This window comes from Terriglobales bacterium (assembly GCA_035764005.1).
In the GTDB taxonomy this organism is placed as follows: Bacteria; Acidobacteriota; Terriglobia; order Terriglobales; family Acidobacteriaceae; genus Gp1-AA112.
Genome location: DASTZZ010000065.1, coordinates 53,658 through 68,483, shown reverse-complemented (window position 1 = coordinate 68,483; position 14,826 = coordinate 53,658). Strand labels below are relative to the sequence as shown.

Below are 14,826 nucleotides of genomic sequence, written 5' to 3'. Positions count from 1 at the left end.
CTACGCAAGAGAGTTACGCATTCCAGCTGTTACAATTTTCCTAGTAGCTAATGGTCCTGCCTTTTGTCCGCGAGCTGTTGGCGGACGTCGAGAAGTCTCCCGCGTTCCAGCGTACGGCCTCCCACCTGAAGAGTCGTGCGGGGCGGCGATGTGTTTCTGGGCTCACAAGTTCAGCGAAAGCATTGCACCTTCCTTTGCTTGCCGCTGCCGCTGGCGCTCCGCTGATCGTGGTCGTCGAGAGCAATCGCGCGGCTGAGGACATGCTGCCCATCGTGCACTCGATGGCAGAGCTTACCGGCGCGGTGAATCCCAAGCAGATTCTCAAGCTGCCGGCGCATGATGTGCTTCCCTTCGAGAACCTCTCCCCTCACCCCGAGATTCAGGAAGAGCGCGCGACCGTGCTGTGGAAGATGGCAACCGGCGCCGCGTCGATTGTGATTGTTCCGCTCGAAGCTGCGGCAATGCGCTTGAATTCTGCAGAGTACTACGCCGACCTCGCTCGCATCGTTCGTCGCGGCGAGACGATTGATATTGATCCGCTGCTCGAGCATCTACGCACGATCGGCTACAGTTCCGCCGATGCGGTGGATATGCCAGGTGAGTTCGCATTGCGCGGCGGCATTCTCGATGTGTATCCGCCGGAAGCCGATCGGCCGCTGCGGATTGAGTTCTTCGGCGATGAGGTCGAGACGATCCGCAAATTCGATCCGGGGACGCAGCGGTCTGCCGCTCCGGTCGATGAAGTAGTTCTGCTTCCCCTGACCGAGACTCCGGTAAACGAGCGCGTGCTTGGCGTAATTCATTCCCGCCTTTCCGGACGCCGATTAAGCGGAAGCGAGATCGAGATCGAACACGCCATGCTTGCAACCGGAGCTGCGGTATTCCCAGGATGGGAATTCTATGCACCTGTCGCCGGAAGCGGGCAGCACCTGTTTGATCTGTTGCCGCAGAGTGTGGTCATCATCGATGAACCTTCCGCAGTGCTGGCGAAACAAGAGGAATGGTGGAACAAGGTCAACGAGCGGCATGAGCGCAGTGGCATCGGCACACTCGTAAGTCCGGAAGAAATTTACTTCTCGCCCGAAGATTGGGATCAAAGACTGAAGCGCACGCCCGGCATCGACATGGAACGCCTGGGCATTGCCGACACGAGCTTGAGCGCCGACGGCGATGACGCATTCACGTTCCACTCGCGTCCAACCACGCGGTTCCATGGCTCGATACCGGCGATGGTCGATGAAGTGAAGAAGCTCACAGCGGAAGGCAAGCGCGTTATATTCGCCGCTCCCAATATGGGAGAAGTCGAGCGCCTGGCCGACATTTTCACCGAATATACGATTCCATTCCGCCTGGGCAGCCGGGCTCCGTCGCCAGGCAGCGAGAGCTATCTCGACGAGGCTTCCTATCTTGCCGGCGAGATGAGCACCGCGACGGTGGTCAAAGCACTGCTGCCGGAAGGCGTGGAAGTAAGCGATGCCAGCCTCATTCTCTTCGGAGCACGCGATCTCTTCGACGACTCCGAAGTCGCGGTAGCGCAGCCGTTCCGGCAAAAGTCGAAGGTCTCAGCGTTTCTTTCTGACTTCCGCGACCTCGTCGTCGGAGACTATGTTGTCCACGTTGAGCATGGAATTTCGCAGTATCAAGGTCTGAAGGAACTCACGCAGGGCGAGACCACAGGCGAGTTCATGCTTCTCGAATTCGCCGAATCCGCCAAGCTCTACGTTCCGCTCACGCGCCTCGATCTGATCCAAAAGTATCGTTCGACCGAAGGCGCGCGTCCTCCGCTAAGCCGCCTCGGTGGCACGCAGTGGGCCAAGACAAAAGCGCGCGTGAAGAAAGCGATGCGCGACATGGCCGACGAACTGCTCAAGCTCTACGCACAGCGCAAGATGGCCCAGGGCCATGCTTATCCGGTCGATACGCAATGGCAGCGCGAGTTCGAAGACGCGTTTGACTACAACGAAACTGAAGACCAGCTTTCGGCGATCGTCGACATCAAGCAGGACATGGAATCGAGCATGCCCATGGACCGTCTGCTCTGCGGCGACGTCGGATATGGAAAGACCGAAGTCGCCATGCGCGCGGCTTTCAAGGCCGTGCAGGACAATCGACAAGTCGCGGTGCTCGCACCCACAACCGTGCTTGCTTTCCAGCACTTCGAAACCTTCAAGCGTCGCTTCGCCGCGTTCCCAATCACGATCGACATGATCAGCCGCTTTCGGACAAGCAAAGAGCAGAAAGAGATTGTCGAGAAAGCCGAGCAAGGAAAGATCGACATCCTCATCGGCACGCATCGCATTCTGTCAAAAGACATCAAGTTTCCCGATTTAGGACTGCTGGTCGTGGACGAGGAGCAGCGCTTCGGTGTACGCCACAAAGAACGTCTCAAGCAGCTCAAGAAAGAAGTGGATGTGCTCACCATGTCGGCCACTCCGATTCCTCGCACGCTGCACATGTCACTCGTCGGCCTGCGCGACATGAGCGTGATCGAGACCCCGCCGAAAGATCGTATGGCAATTCAGACGGTCGTCGCGCCATTCGACGAGAAGCTCATCCGCTCGGCCATCGAGCACGAGCTCGAGCGTGGCGGCCAAGCCTACTTTGTCCACAATCGCGTCGAAAGCATTTACGAAATTGCTTCCAAAATTCAGGATCTGGTTCCGCGAGCACGCGTGATCGTCGGTCACGGACAGATGTCGGAAGGCGAACTCGAGAAGGTGATGCTCAGCTTCATGCGCCACGAAGCCGACGTGCTGGTGGCGACTACGATCATCGAAAATGGTCTCGATATCCCTCTGTGCAACACGATCCTTATTAATCGTGCCGATCGGCACGGATTGTCCGAGCTGTATCAATTGCGCGGACGTGTCGGCCGCTCTAACCGCCGCGCGTATGCGTATCTGCTCATTCCTCCGGAGCAGGAATTGACACCCATTGCTCGCCGCCGCCTCGCAGCGTTGAAAGAATTTTCCGATTTGGGAGCCGGCTTCAAAATTGCCGCGCTCGATCTGGAACTGCGAGGCGCAGGCAATCTGCTGGGCGGAGAGCAAAGCGGGCAGATCGAAGCGGTTGGTTTCGAGATGTACACGACATTGCTCGAGCGCACCGTGCGCGAGTTGAAAGGTGAAGAGTTGCCAGATCGCGTCAGCACTCAGCTCAATCTCGCTCTGAACCTGCGCATTCCCAATGAGTACATTCAGGAAGAAAACCAGCGCCTGCGGATGTACAAACGCATCGCCGGCGTTGAAAACAAAGACCACCTCTCCGATGTGCGCTCCGAGTTGGAGGACCGTTACGGTCCATTGCCGCAGACGGTCCGCAACCTGCTCGATGCCGCAGCGTTGAAGTTGTTGAGCGAGCGTGTGGGCGTCATTGGCATCGATCGCAAACGCGAATCGGTTCAGATTCGCTTTTCCGAACAGGCCACTGTCGATCCGGCGCGGCTTGCCGAGTTCGTCGGCAAGACCAGGGGCGCGCAGTTCTCTCCCGGCGGCCTGTTGAAATTCAATTTGAAATCGACTGACGCCGAACTCGCGCTCTTTCAGATCACTTCACTTCTGCACGAGCTTTCCGGAGAACCTGCGCGAGTTGCATAAGCAACTGATCCGTTTGTGGAGCGTATAATTCCGGCGTCGAGATTCATGCAGACCGAGAGCTCCACTCCCCCGGAACGATCGAATACGCGGATATTAATCGGAAGCCACTTCGCCGATATCATCATTAACCGCGAACGCGAAATCCCTATCTACTACTGGATCGCTCAGCAGCTAGGCTCGGCCGATATCGTCGGCTGGGGGCAGGAAGATACATTCGAAAAAGCTGAAATAGGAGCGAAGGAATTCCTCGAAGAGCGCAACCGATTCACGGGCACTCTGGCGACTTCAGCGTCTGATTAATCCATCTGACCAGACTCTTTCTGCGGCTCCGCTCTTTGAAATACCAGGCCTCTTTTCGGTACTGTCACCTCGGAGCGCCGGAACGACGGTGGATCCTGCACCTTTTGGGTTGCGCTCCGGGGCATCTGCTGTTCATCGTGGATGAAGAAGAAGACAGCGGATTCCCCGCGCCGCAAACCAAAGCGTAGAAGATTCGCACCAGATCGCGGCGGCGCGAGGAATGACGGTGTCAACAAGGAATGCCCTTTGGGTGAAGTTGAGCGCGCCCCACGGATCTGAGGATCGATCACCCAGCCTTGCGGCGAGGCCGATCTAGAACCGGAAGCTGATAAAGCTGAACCCGGAAGCGAAAAACAGGATCACGTTCCACCAGCTTGCGCAGGAGCCGGAACTGAACTTCCTCTTCGCAGGCCTCGCAGCGAGGAAACACTTCGCCCTGCATCAGAGTCACTTCCGCAGGAAGCACATGCTCCTTATGCTGCACCGCATAGATTCCGCTTTCGGGAACTACCGAGCCCGTCTTGTGAAATCCGTCCGAGATGGAAACGATCTTCCGAGCCATTTCAGGGATGTGCTCCTGGGACGAAATTTCCCCGGGACACACCTCCAGCTATTTTGACGAGTGGGCGCTTTTCTAAGATGTCACTATCAGTGACAGAGTTGCCGCTCGAATGAGTGAACATATTGCGGTGTGTTCGTGAAGAATTTGCCGCATTCGGCAGCTTGCCTCTCCGCCCGTGTTGAAAACAAGAGACTTGGCGATGGCCGGGTGTTTGCACGAAGTCGATCGTGAATGGCGCAGCTATGGAGCGAGCGATGAAAATGCGACGGACCGCAGTGTCGTATCGGGAGAACTGCGGGGGAATGCTGCGCAATCTCGCCAGCGGCTTCGGCCGTACCATCAAGAGCCTTGCCGACATCGAAATGTACGAGGATCTGCGCGAGCGCATCTTCAAGAAGTCCGTCACCCATGGTTCTGAGCCAGGAGAACCCTTCTCGCGTTAGTCCCGATCTGGGATCCATCAAACCGTTTCGCACACTGCCTTTTCTTCTGATAAAAATAGTGCGCTTCAGGTACAGCTATGAAACGCACATTGCTCTTTGTTTCTCTCCTTAGCTTTTCGTCCATTCTTATCGCGCAGAACGCGCCCAGCGGGCCGCCGTCGGCGGTCCAAACCGTGCAGCCGAACCCGGCTCTGATTGTGGAAGGCATTCCGCCGATCCCCGCTTCGATCGCGCAGCAGGCCGATCGCTACACGCAAGTACGCTCCGCGGCCTTTCTCGACTGGCATCCGAAACAACGCGAGATGCTGATCAGCACGCGCTTCGGCGATGTTCCTCAGGTGCATCGCGTGCTCGCGCCGGGAGCCGCACGCACACAGCTCACTTTCTTTCCTGATCGCGTCACCTCGGCTCACTACGACCCGGTAAAGGGAAGCTATTTCATCTTTTCCAAGGACATCGGCGGAGGCGAGTGGTACCAGTACTACCGCTACGATCTCGATAGCGGCAACATCACGCTGCTCACCGACGGCAAGTCGCGTAACCTGAGCGCCGTCTTCGCCAACCACAGCGGACAATTCGCTTACGTGTCGACGCGCCGCAATGGTCAAGACACAGATCTCTGGCTGATGGACGCCGGCAATCCCAAAACGGACCACATGTTGCTTGAGCTCCAGGGTGGCGGATGGCAGCCCACCGATTGGTCTCCCGACGACAAGCAGCTCCTGCTCCATCAGGAAGTATCGGCAAACGAGAGTTACATCTGGCTGGTCGACGTTGCCGCTGGGCAAAAGAAGCTGCTTACTCCAAAAGGACCAGAGCAGATTGCATACGGAGAAGCGAAATTCAGCAAAGATGGAAAAGGCTTCTACACCACAACCGACCGCGAGTCCGAATTTCAGCGGCTCGCCTACTTTGACCTGGCGTCGCTGCAGCCGAAATATTTGAGCAGCGACATCAAGTGGGATGTCGATGAATTCGACGTCAGTCCCGATGGCCGCACCGTCGCTTTTGTAGCAAATGAAGATGGGGCAGGAGTCATTCGGCTGCTCGATACGGCTTCTGGCCGGTCCAGGCCCGGGCCGAAGCTTCCGCTTGGGGTCGTATTCGGAATCAAGTGGCACAAGAACGGACGCGATGTGGCCTTCAGCCTCAGCTCGGCGAAGTCTCCGCTCGACAGCTACTCCTTCGACGCGCAAACCGGCAAGCTCGACCGCTGGACCACGAGCGAAACCGGCGGATTGAATCCGGCGAACTTCGTCACGCCAGATTTGATCCACTGGAAGACCTTCGATGGGCGCACGCTTTCCGGCTATCTCTACAAACCAGCAAATGGAAAATTTACCGGCAAGCGGCCGGTGATCATCAACATTCACGGCGGTCCCGAAGGACAATCTCGTCCGGGCTTCAGCGCGGGAACCAACTACTACGTGAACGAACTCGGCGTCGCCGTGATCTTTCCCAACGTGCGCGGTTCAACTGGATACGGCAAGAGCTTCCTCAAGCTCGACAACGGCTTTCAACGTGAAGACACGTACAAAGACATTGGTACGCTGATCGATTGGATCAAGCAGAATCCCGATCTCGACGGCAGCAGCATCATGGTCACCGGAGGCAGCTACGGCGGGCACATGACCTGGAACGTAGCCACGCGCTACGACGACGAACTCTGCTGCCAGCTTCCCGTTGTGGGAATGACCAATCTGGTCACCTTCCTCGAACATACCGAGCCGTATCGCCGCGATCTACGCCGCGTCGAGTATGGCGACGAACGCGATCCGAAAATGCGCGAGTTCATGGAGCGCATCGCTCCCATGAACAACTGGCAGAAGATCACCAAGCCCACATTTGTAGTCGCCGGCCAGAACGATCCGCGCGTTCCGGTGAGCGAGTCGCAGCAGATGGTCGAAAAGCTTCGCGGCAGCGGCGTGCCGGTGTGGTTCTTAGTCGCTAAAGATGAAGGTCACGGCTTCTCGAAAAAGAAGAACCAGGATTTCCAGTTCTACGCGACGATCATGTTCGTGAAGCAATTTTTGTTGAAGCAGCCAGTGGGGGGAACAGCGGGGGAGTAACTCGTCTCAGTGATAAATACGAACCGGAACCGGTTGCGAATAAAGTGCAGCACCAAAGTCGCCGTCGCCGCGCAGGTTTGAGAATCTCAACACGATCAGATCTGTCATCCTGTCTATGAACAAGGATGACAGATTAAGTAGTCTCGATCCTGCTAAGTGCATTATTAGCGTACATGCATGACTGTTGCTCTCGATCATTGATCACATTTCCCAACTAGCGCTGACCGATTTAGCCTGCATGCAGGTATCACAGAAAAAGGCCGACGAATTTTCGTCGGCCTTTTTGGCGATTCAGAGTTTACCGCGGGACTGTCGATTGTTGCTGTTGCGGCATCTGCGGCTGTGTTTGCATCGGTTGCATCTGCTGCTGACTTGGCTGGGTTGCGGACGGCTGCTGCTGGCTCTGATACTGCTCGTTTTGCGATTGCTGCTGATCCGCTGGACCGGCCGAGGGCATGCCTTGCGCCGATGCAACGTTCCCGATCGGTTCGCCGGAGACCACCATCTGCACGCGGCGATTCTGTTGACGCCCTGACGCGGTGGCGTTGCTTGCAACTGGATCGTTCTGGCCGAAGCCTTGCGCGGTTACGTTGTTCAGGTTGATGCCTTGGCCAACGAGGTAATCGCGAACGGTCATGGCGCGTCGTTCGGAAAGCTGCTGATTGTAATCCGGTGTACCGGTGCTGTCGGTGTAGCCCTCGACCTGCACTTTCAAATCCGGATACGCAAGTAGGATTCCCGCGACCTTCGCCAGCTTCTCGCGGGCGCCTGGTTTGAGCGTGTATTTATTCAGATCAAACAGCACGTCGGACATGTTCACGATCAATCCGCGCGCGCTGTCGCGCGTCTGCAGAATCGAGTTGAGCTGCTGCTGCAGCCGTTGACGCAGTTGTTCTTTTTGCTGGTTGGCTTGTTGCGCCTGAAGCTGCGCTTGTTGAGCTTGTTGCTGAGCCTGCTGCGCCTGTTGTTCGGCGGCGGCTCGCTGCTGTTCAGCGGCCTGGCGCTGTTGCTCAGCTTCCTGCTGCGCCTGCAGTGCCGCTTGTCGTGCCTGGTCGGCTTGCTGCTGCGCTAGCTCCGCCTGCTGACGCGCTTGCTGCGCGGCCTGTAGATCCTGTTCAGCCTGGGCGCGCTGCTCAGCTTCTTTCTGCCGCTGAGCTTCCGCTTCTGCGGCACGAGCGCGAGCTTCTTCGACCCGCTGGCGTTCGCGTTCCTGCGCCTGTGCTACCGACTCCTGCTCGCGGCGGCGCAGCGTGATCACGCGCGCGTCCTCGGCATTTTGAGCGGCGTCGCGCGCGGCGGTTTCCACCGGCTTCCACTGCTTGCGACGGTAGTAGTCTTCGGCGCGGTCGAGTGACGCCTGCGCCTTGGCGATAGAGTCAGCCGCGTACTGATCTGCGCCGGCCGCTTCCGCGAGACGGAGCGCATTGCGGGCCTCCAGCAATCCGAGGGGAACTTTGTGATGATCGTGGTTCTCGTCCTCGACCAGCGGCTTCAGAGCGCTTGCACTCTCGGTCTTGGTGTACTGGCCGCGCGGCAATAGCTCGTATTTAGCTGTGACTTCCTCGATCTGTCCTTTCGTATCGGGCAGGATCTTGTTTTCCATCACGACGACATCGCTCGGCGTCGTAACTGCGAAGTAGGGCTCGGCGGTAACAATTAATCCGAAGGTCTGCAGGCCGGTGGTCACGTCAAGCTGCGCGTGATCTCCTTTCATCGGCAGCTCTCCCAGATTTTGCGCGCGGCCTTCAGGCGTGATCGCCCACAGAACATAGGTCAGGTACTCAGGACCAAATTGGGTCGGATCGCCGACTTTATCGACCTTCGCGCTGATCACGACCCGGCCGTGGCGGCTGTCGACATGGGCATCGCCTTTGGCCTGCGGCATCAGCGTGGTTCCTACCATTCCCACTTTTGTCTCTCCGCCGAGATGTCGGTAATTCACGGCTTCGATTGTGCGGCTCACGACCTGCACTTTGAACAGGGGCACGGTCTCGCCACTCTGGTTTGTAGTGGTGCCCTGGGCGTAGCCGTTGTTGTTGTTCTGGTCGGACGGCGGTTGCGATGTCGGATTCGGTACCTGCGCGGCAGCAAACGCGCAGAGCGATAGGCAGAGAGCGAAGACTCTGATCTTCATAACCACCTCTGAAATGTCAGTTGGACAGGGAACAGTGCTTAACGGCTGAGATGCAATGACTTGAGAAAAGGAGGGATATCTCGAAGCAGCCGCTCACTCCTAAGCTGCTGATACACAGGCACTTCGCTCGATGCTGGTAATGTTTGATGGAGCGCGGCTACCGGCTTGCGCTTCACAGGCGCGATAATATATTTACAGCGTTTTCCCAACGCCCGAGTCGAACTATCATGCGTTTACGAGTCTCAGTAATTTCAGCTGCTCTCATGCTGCTTACCACATTTGCTTACACCGCTGACACTTCCGTCCTGAAACCCCCGCCGGGAACCAAGGTGGCCATCGTCGAATTCCTCGATCTCGAGTGCCCGGATTGCGCCAATGCCAATCCGCTGATCGAAGCGGCTTCCAGGACCTATAACATCCCGGTAGTCCGGTACGATTTCCCGCTTGCCAAGCACAATTGGTCGCGGCAGGCTGCGGTCATCGCCAAGTACTTCGACAGCCAGTCAAAGTCGCTCGGAGCCGCGTGGCGCGCCTACTGCTTTGAAAATCAGCCGGCAATTACTCCGGAGAACCTGCGCAGCTACGCAGACAAATTCGCGGCCGCCAATAAGACCTCTCTGCCTTTCGTTGTCGATCCCGACGGCAAGTATGAAGCTGAGATCAAGGCGGACTTGGCTACCGGGGAGCGGGTCGGAATCCAGCACACCCCGACGATTTACGTGGTGTCCAGTGCGTCTCATGGGCAGCCGTTTGTCGAGGTAGTAGACCGGTCCAAGCTGTATGCCATCATCGATCAGATGAAGAGCGAAGCGGGCGCCAACTCCAAATCCGCAAGCTCTAAGACCTCGACTAAGAGATCGGCAAAGACCACGAAAATCGCCAAGAAGTAGATCTGTAAGTGGCTGATTTCTCGGGCTTTATTGATTAGTCGCGGAAAAGGAACAGCGCCTGCCTTCGACTTTAGTCACTTTATCGAAGGTGCCGTTACGTTCGTTAGCTGTGCCCAACCGGTAAACGAAGATAGATTTTGGAAGTGATGCTGAAAGCGCTCCTCCTCACACGCGATCAGGAAGTCCTGCGCGTTATCAGACGTGTGCTGGAAACGGTGAGCATTGAGATGGAAACCGTCACCTCCACCGATGCCGCCCGGCAGACCGTCGACCGGCGCAAGTTCGACGCGATCCTTATCGACTGCGATGACGTTCAGAGCGGCTGCGACCTTATCCGCGAGCTGCGCAAAGGTAAATCCAACGCAAAGTCGATCGTCTTTGCCATCACCAACCGGGTAACAAGCGTAAAAGACGCTTTTTCCATCGGCGCGAATTTCGTGCTGGACAAGCCGGTTTCGCCGGACCGGGCTGCCCGTAGCCTGCGAGCTGCACATGGGCTGATTCTGCGCGAACGGCGTCGCTATCACCGCCATCCGCTGCAGACTACGGCCCACGTCACCTATGGCAATCTGCGCGATGTGCCCATCCCGCTCAGCAATATCAGTGAAGGCGGCGTGGCTCTGGCCACCTCCCGCACCGCGGATATGAAAGGCGCTGTTTCGCTTCGATTCGAGCTGCCGGGCTGCAATCGCTCGCTCGAAGCCAAAGGCGAGTTCGTGTGGACCAACGATTCTGGACGAGTAGGCGTGCGCTTTACCACAGTGCCTCCGAGTACCAAATCGGAACTCGACGCCTGGATCGCCCGCCAGCTTGACGTTTCTACTCCGGCGTTAATGACCGTCGGTAGATAATCACCGCCTCTCAGTTACACTCGTTTCCGTGAACCTCGCCTTTTTTGGCGGTACCTTCGATCCTATCCATCGCGGGCACGTGGCTGTTGCCGACAGCGCGGCCAAGCGGTTCGAATTAGGCAAAGTTTTGTTCGTTCCTGCCGAGGTCCCGCCGCACAAGCAGAGCCAAACCTTTGCCAGCTTCGCCCATCGCATGGCAATGGTTGCCTTGGGGACATCGGGACATGCGGCGTTTATCCCCTCCGATATGGAAGCCCGCCTCTATGCCGAGACGGGAAGGCCGAACTATTCGCTTGAAACCATCCGCCGCCTGAAAAGCGAGCTGAAGAAGGCCGACAAACTCTATTTCCTGATAGGCATCGATGCATTTCTCGACATTGCAAAGTGGCATCGACCTGTCGATCTGCTGCGCGAATGCGAATTCATCGTCGCAAATCGCCCTGGATATTCTCTGGGGGACATCGCCGGTGCATTGCCGCAAGAACTGCGCCCTAAGGATGAAGTGTTGAAGGCAGCGCGCAAAGGCGCCGGCGGACTTGCTTCATCCGGTGCAGTGATGGCGTTCTCCGGTGTCGTGCTGCATCTGCTGGAAGATGTTTCTGAGCGTGTTTCCTCCACCCAACTCCGTGCGGCGGCAGCCTCGTCGGGCCGCCGACTCGAAGGCTACGTCGGAGATGGGGTGGCCGAGTACATCCGCAAAACCCGCCTATATCGCAGCGGCAAAGCTGCTGAAACCGCGAGCGCACCCACTCACACCAGCGCTGCGAAAAAGAAATCGCGGGGCCGAGAACACTGAGACTAGAATCAGGTCAGCAAACTCGCGCGACGGAGAAGAATCCAACCAGACGAATGAGTGCGCAAATCCGAACTCAGGTAGCATCTGCCGTAAAGGCCTGCGAAGACAAAAAAGGCGAGGACATCAGCGTCCTCGAAATGGACAAGAACTCCTCGGCATTCACCGATTACTTCGTAATCTGCAGCGGAAAAAATCCCAGACAAATTCAAGCCATCGCTGATGAAGTGGAGCTGCGCCTCAAACGCGAAGGCGTTCCGGCCAACCAGGTGGAAGGCTACAATCAGGCCGACTGGGTGTTGCTCGATTACGTGGATTTTGTCGTGCATATTTTTTCTGAAGCGACGCGCAAGTTCTACGACCTGGAGCGGCTCTGGAAGTCGGCGCGCAAACTCACGGTCGATGAACTGCGTAAACCGGTAGCGCGTGCCAGAAAGGCGAGTAGCGATTCCAGATCGGGAACAAAAGCCTCCGGACCACGCAGGTCTGCAAAAAAGTCTTCAACTCGAGCCGGCAGCACCAGCCGTCGCCATAAATCTTCGAAATGAGCGCCAAAGACTCGCTTACTCGCTTCTCCGACCGCGTTGAGGATTACGTCAAGTACCGCCCCGGGTATCCTCCACAGGTGATCGAGGTGCTGCGCACGCGCTGCGGACTGACGCCGAGCGCAGTGATTGCCGACATCGGCTCCGGGCCCGGAAACCTGGCGCGGCTTTTTCTCGACAACGGGAACGAAGTCCTCGCAGTCGAACCGAATGCGGAAATGCGCGAGGCGGGAAAGCAGTCGCTGGGCAATCGCGGAGGGTATCGCAGCGTCGATGGACGCGCCGAAGGCACGCGACTCGACAATGCTTCCGTGGATTTCGTCACTGCAGGCCAGGCCTTTCACTGGTTCGATTGGCCGCGCGCCAAAACCGAATTCCGCCGTATACTCCGCCCTTCAGGCTGGGTGGTTTTGCTCTGGAATGAGCGCCTCACGGACAGCAGCCCGTTTCTGCGCGACTACGAAGCGCTGCTGGTTCAATACGGAACTGACTATAAAGACGTGCGCCACGAACGCTCATACGAAAACATCAGCGACTTCTTTGGCCGCAAGCCGGACGGCGCCGTTTTGCAGAACCAGCAGGTGGTCGACTTCGATGGACTTCGTGGACGCTTGCTCTCCTCGTCCTATGTTCCCGGAATAGGAAATCCAAAACGGGAACCGATGCTCGCCGATCTCAAGAATCTGTTCGCCACACATCAGCGCAATGGCCGGGTGGCCATCGACTACGAAGTCAGGATGTACTTCGGGCAGATCGGATGAAGCTGCGGGTCGCGTGGATAGCCCCAAAATCCCGCAGCAAAGAACCCGCATATGACGCCCTCACGCGCGAGTACATCGCGCGCATCGCGAAATACCAGGCAATCGAGACCTCTGACCTTCCAAGTGAGGCCGCTCTGCTGAAGCTGCTCGAGCGCTCGTCCGGTCGCACTGCTCCCGCGCTCGTCCTGCTCGACAGTCGAGGCAAGCAGATGAGCTCTGAAGAATTAGCTGCCTACCTCGAATCGCAGCAATCAGCCGATGTGCAGCAGCTACTGTTTGCAATCGGCCCGGCAGACGGCTTCACCGACGAAGCTCGCAGCCGCGCGAGCAAGCTGATCTCACTCGGCAAGATGACGTTTCCTCACGAACTTGCGCGCGTCGTCCTGCTCGAGCAGCTCTATCGCGCATTTACAATATTGAGGAAGCACCCGTATCACTGCGGACACTAATGGCTGACGTACGCCGCGGTCTCATCATCGTGAACACCGGTCCCGGAAAGGGAAAGACCACCGCCGCCATGGGCACAGCTCTGCGCGCAGTCGGGAATGGGATGAAGGTGTTAATGCTCCAGTTCCTGAAGGGCTCTTGGCACTACGGCGAGCTGGATGCGGTGAAAGCTTTCGGCGAGAATTTCATAATGAAACAGCTCGGTCGAGGCTTCGTGAAAGTCGGGGGCGCTGAGACTGATCCGGAAGACGTCCGCATGGTGGAAGAAGCCTGGCAGGAGAGCCACGAGGCAATCCTCTCCGGTAAATGGGATTTGGTCATTCTCGACGAGATTAATTACGCGATCAGCTACGGCATGCTCGATCCGGAAAAAGTGGTCGACGCGCTCAAGCAGAAGCCCGAAATGGTTCACGTAATCCTCACCGGGCGCAACGCTCACGCGAAGATCGTGGAGGTTGCAGACACCGTCACAGAAATGCGCCAGGTAAAGCACGCGTACGAAGCTGGTATTCTGGCTCAACGGGGAATCGAGTACTGAATGACGTGGTTTAAGCGCGAAAGCTCGGAGCTGGAATCGTCGGGCGAGAAGCGGGTTCGCACCGAGGGCCTTTGGGAGAAGTGCGATGGATGCCGCCAGATCATCTGGAAGAAGGATCTGGATGCCAACCTCAACGTCTGCCCAAAGTGCCAGAAGCATTTTCGCCTCGATGCGCGCAGCCGCCTGGCGATTCTGCTCGACAACAGCGAGTGGGACGAGACGGAAACGAATCTGAAGTCCACCGATCCGTTGTCGTTCGTTGACACCAAACGCTATCGTGACCGCCTCGCCAAAGCCCAAAAAGAAACTGGCATCAGCGACGCCATCATCAACGCCGAGGGAACGCTCGATGGCAAGCCGGTCATCGTCAGCGCCATGGAATATCGCTTCATCGGCGGCAGCATGGGAGCAGTGGTGGGCGAAGCCATTACCCGCGCGATCGAGAAAGCCATTCAGAAGCGCAAACCGCTGATTGTTGTTTCTGCCTCGGGCGGAGCGCGCATGATGGAAGGTGTGGCGTCGCTCATGCAAATGGCCAAGATCTCCGCCGCACTGGCCAAGCTTGACGACACCGGTCTGCCGTACATCTCTGTGCTCACCGATCCCACAACGGGAGGCGTAACCGCTTCCTACGCAATGCTGGGCGATCTGAATATTGCCGAGCCAGGAGCGCTCATCGGATTCGCCGGCCCACGCGTGATCGAGCAGACCATCCGTCAAAAGCTGCCGGAAGGATTCCAGCGCAGCGAGTTTCTGCTCGAACATGGAATGCTCGATGCTGTAGTTCATCGCAAGGACATGAAAGCGTACTTATCGCGCGCGCTCAGCTTTATGGCAGCGGCGTAGCTCAGAGTCGCGCGGTTCTCGCGCCGAAAACCCGCATCCAATCACAGCGGC

At 57.5% G+C, this 14,826-nt stretch carries 14 protein-coding genes; 12 read left to right on the top strand and 2 right to left on the bottom strand.

The window, feature by feature from the left end:
- The first annotated feature begins 50 nt into the window (after positions 1 to 50).
- Both mfd and VFU50_10045 read left to right on the top strand, forming a co-directional pair.
- Positions 51 to 3,596, top strand: a complete 3,546-nt coding sequence (gene mfd / locus VFU50_10050; GenBank protein ID HEU5233192.1) for a transcription-repair coupling factor — start codon at positions 51 to 53, stop codon at positions 3,594 to 3,596.
- A gap of 45 nt (positions 3,597 to 3,641) precedes the next feature.
- A complete protein-coding gene (locus VFU50_10045; protein ID HEU5233191.1) occupies positions 3,642 to 3,896 on the top strand; it encodes a hypothetical protein in 255 nt (84 codons plus the stop codon).
- Between the two features lie 286 nt (positions 3,897 to 4,182).
- Here VFU50_10045 and VFU50_10040 read toward each other — a convergent pair whose 3' ends face one another.
- Complete coding sequence (locus VFU50_10040) at positions 4,183 to 4,458, bottom strand: hypothetical protein (GenBank protein HEU5233190.1); 276 nt, start codon at positions 4,456 to 4,458, stop codon at positions 4,183 to 4,185.
- Positions 4,459 to 4,712: 254 nt separating this feature from the next.
- On the opposite strand from VFU50_10040, the gene VFU50_10035 reads away from it, so the two are divergent.
- Together VFU50_10035 and VFU50_10030 are read left to right on the top strand one after the other, a co-directional pair.
- Complete coding sequence (locus VFU50_10035; protein ID HEU5233189.1) at positions 4,713 to 4,901, top strand: hypothetical protein; 189 nt, start codon at positions 4,713 to 4,715, stop codon at positions 4,899 to 4,901.
- A gap of 77 nt (positions 4,902 to 4,978) precedes the next feature.
- Positions 4,979 to 6,970 (top strand): prolyl oligopeptidase family serine peptidase, encoded by a 1,992-nt coding sequence (locus VFU50_10030; protein HEU5233188.1) that lies wholly within the window; start codon positions 4,979 to 4,981, stop codon positions 6,968 to 6,970.
- A gap of 298 nt (positions 6,971 to 7,268) precedes the next feature.
- On the opposite strand, the gene VFU50_10025 is transcribed toward VFU50_10030, so the two are convergent.
- Entirely contained in the window at positions 7,269 to 9,104 is a 1,836-nt protein-coding gene (locus tag VFU50_10025; protein ID HEU5233187.1) for an OmpA family protein, read from the bottom strand.
- 263 nt (positions 9,105 to 9,367) lie between these two features.
- On the opposite strand from VFU50_10025, the gene VFU50_10020 reads away from it, so the two are divergent.
- The 8 genes from VFU50_10020 to accD all read left to right on the top strand — a co-directional run bounded on the left by VFU50_10020 (position 9,368) and on the right by accD (position 14,775).
- Complete coding sequence (locus VFU50_10020) at positions 9,368 to 9,994, top strand: thioredoxin domain-containing protein (GenBank protein HEU5233186.1); 627 nt, start codon at positions 9,368 to 9,370, stop codon at positions 9,992 to 9,994.
- A gap of 146 nt (positions 9,995 to 10,140) precedes the next feature.
- Positions 10,141 to 10,845 (top strand): response regulator, encoded by a 705-nt coding sequence (locus tag VFU50_10015; protein HEU5233185.1) that lies wholly within the window; start codon positions 10,141 to 10,143, stop codon positions 10,843 to 10,845.
- A gap of 28 nt (positions 10,846 to 10,873) precedes the next feature.
- On the top strand, positions 10,874 to 11,641 hold the full coding sequence (nadD, locus tag VFU50_10010; GenBank protein HEU5233184.1) for a nicotinate (nicotinamide) nucleotide adenylyltransferase: 768 nt from the start codon (positions 10,874 to 10,876) through the stop codon (positions 11,639 to 11,641).
- Positions 11,642 to 11,694: 53 nt separating this feature from the next.
- The gene (gene rsfS / locus VFU50_10005) at positions 11,695 to 12,186 is read left to right on the top strand and encodes a ribosome silencing factor (protein HEU5233183.1); all 492 of its coding nucleotides are present in this window, start codon (positions 11,695 to 11,697) and stop codon (positions 12,184 to 12,186) included.
- Positions 12,183 to 12,944 carry a class I SAM-dependent methyltransferase gene (locus VFU50_10000; protein HEU5233182.1) on the top strand — a complete coding sequence of 254 codons (762 nt, stop codon included), beginning with the start codon at positions 12,183 to 12,185 and terminating at the stop codon, positions 12,942 to 12,944. The genes rsfS and VFU50_10000 overlap by 4 nt, the downstream gene beginning before the upstream one ends.
- Positions 12,941 to 13,393 (top strand): 23S rRNA (pseudouridine(1915)-N(3))-methyltransferase RlmH, encoded by a 453-nt coding sequence (locus tag VFU50_09995; GenBank protein HEU5233181.1) that lies wholly within the window; start codon positions 12,941 to 12,943, stop codon positions 13,391 to 13,393. Before VFU50_10000 ends, VFU50_09995 begins: the two co-directional genes overlap by 4 nt.
- On the top strand, positions 13,393 to 13,929 hold the full coding sequence (cobO, locus tag VFU50_09990; GenBank protein HEU5233180.1) for a cob(I)yrinic acid a,c-diamide adenosyltransferase: 537 nt from the start codon (positions 13,393 to 13,395) through the stop codon (positions 13,927 to 13,929). The genes VFU50_09995 and cobO overlap by 1 nt, the downstream gene beginning before the upstream one ends.
- Positions 13,930 to 14,775, top strand: a complete 846-nt coding sequence (gene accD, locus VFU50_09985) for an acetyl-CoA carboxylase, carboxyltransferase subunit beta (protein ID HEU5233179.1) — start codon at positions 13,930 to 13,932, stop codon at positions 14,773 to 14,775.
- Positions 14,776 to 14,826: the final 51 nt, after the last annotated feature.

Excerpts from the sequence above, each read along its gene's own strand:
- mfd (HEU5233192.1), top strand. The coding sequence starts at position 51 with ATGGTCCTGCCTTTTGTCCGCGAGCTGTTGGCGGACGTCGAGAAGTCT.
- VFU50_10045 (HEU5233191.1), top strand. The coding sequence starts at position 3,642 with ATGCAGACCGAGAGCTCCACTCCCCCGGAACGATCGAATACGCGGATA.
- VFU50_10040 (HEU5233190.1), bottom strand. The coding sequence starts at position 4,458 with ATGGCTCGGAAGATCGTTTCCATCTCGGACGGATTTCACAAGACGGGC.
- VFU50_10035 (HEU5233189.1), top strand. The coding sequence starts at position 4,713 with ATGAAAATGCGACGGACCGCAGTGTCGTATCGGGAGAACTGCGGGGGA.
- VFU50_10030 (HEU5233188.1), top strand. The coding sequence starts at position 4,979 with ATGAAACGCACATTGCTCTTTGTTTCTCTCCTTAGCTTTTCGTCCATT.
- VFU50_10025 (HEU5233187.1), bottom strand. The coding sequence starts at position 9,104 with ATGAAGATCAGAGTCTTCGCTCTCTGCCTATCGCTCTGCGCGTTTGCT.
- VFU50_10020 (HEU5233186.1), top strand. The coding sequence starts at position 9,368 with ATGCTGCTTACCACATTTGCTTACACCGCTGACACTTCCGTCCTGAAA.
- VFU50_10015 (HEU5233185.1), top strand. The coding sequence starts at position 10,141 with ATGCTGAAAGCGCTCCTCCTCACACGCGATCAGGAAGTCCTGCGCGTT.
- rsfS (HEU5233183.1), top strand. The coding sequence starts at position 11,695 with ATGAGTGCGCAAATCCGAACTCAGGTAGCATCTGCCGTAAAGGCCTGC.
- VFU50_10000 (HEU5233182.1), top strand. The coding sequence starts at position 12,183 with ATGAGCGCCAAAGACTCGCTTACTCGCTTCTCCGACCGCGTTGAGGAT.
- VFU50_09995 (HEU5233181.1), top strand. The coding sequence starts at position 12,941 with ATGAAGCTGCGGGTCGCGTGGATAGCCCCAAAATCCCGCAGCAAAGAA.
- cobO (HEU5233180.1), top strand. The coding sequence starts at position 13,393 with ATGGCTGACGTACGCCGCGGTCTCATCATCGTGAACACCGGTCCCGGA.
- accD (HEU5233179.1), top strand. The coding sequence starts at position 13,930 with ATGACGTGGTTTAAGCGCGAAAGCTCGGAGCTGGAATCGTCGGGCGAG.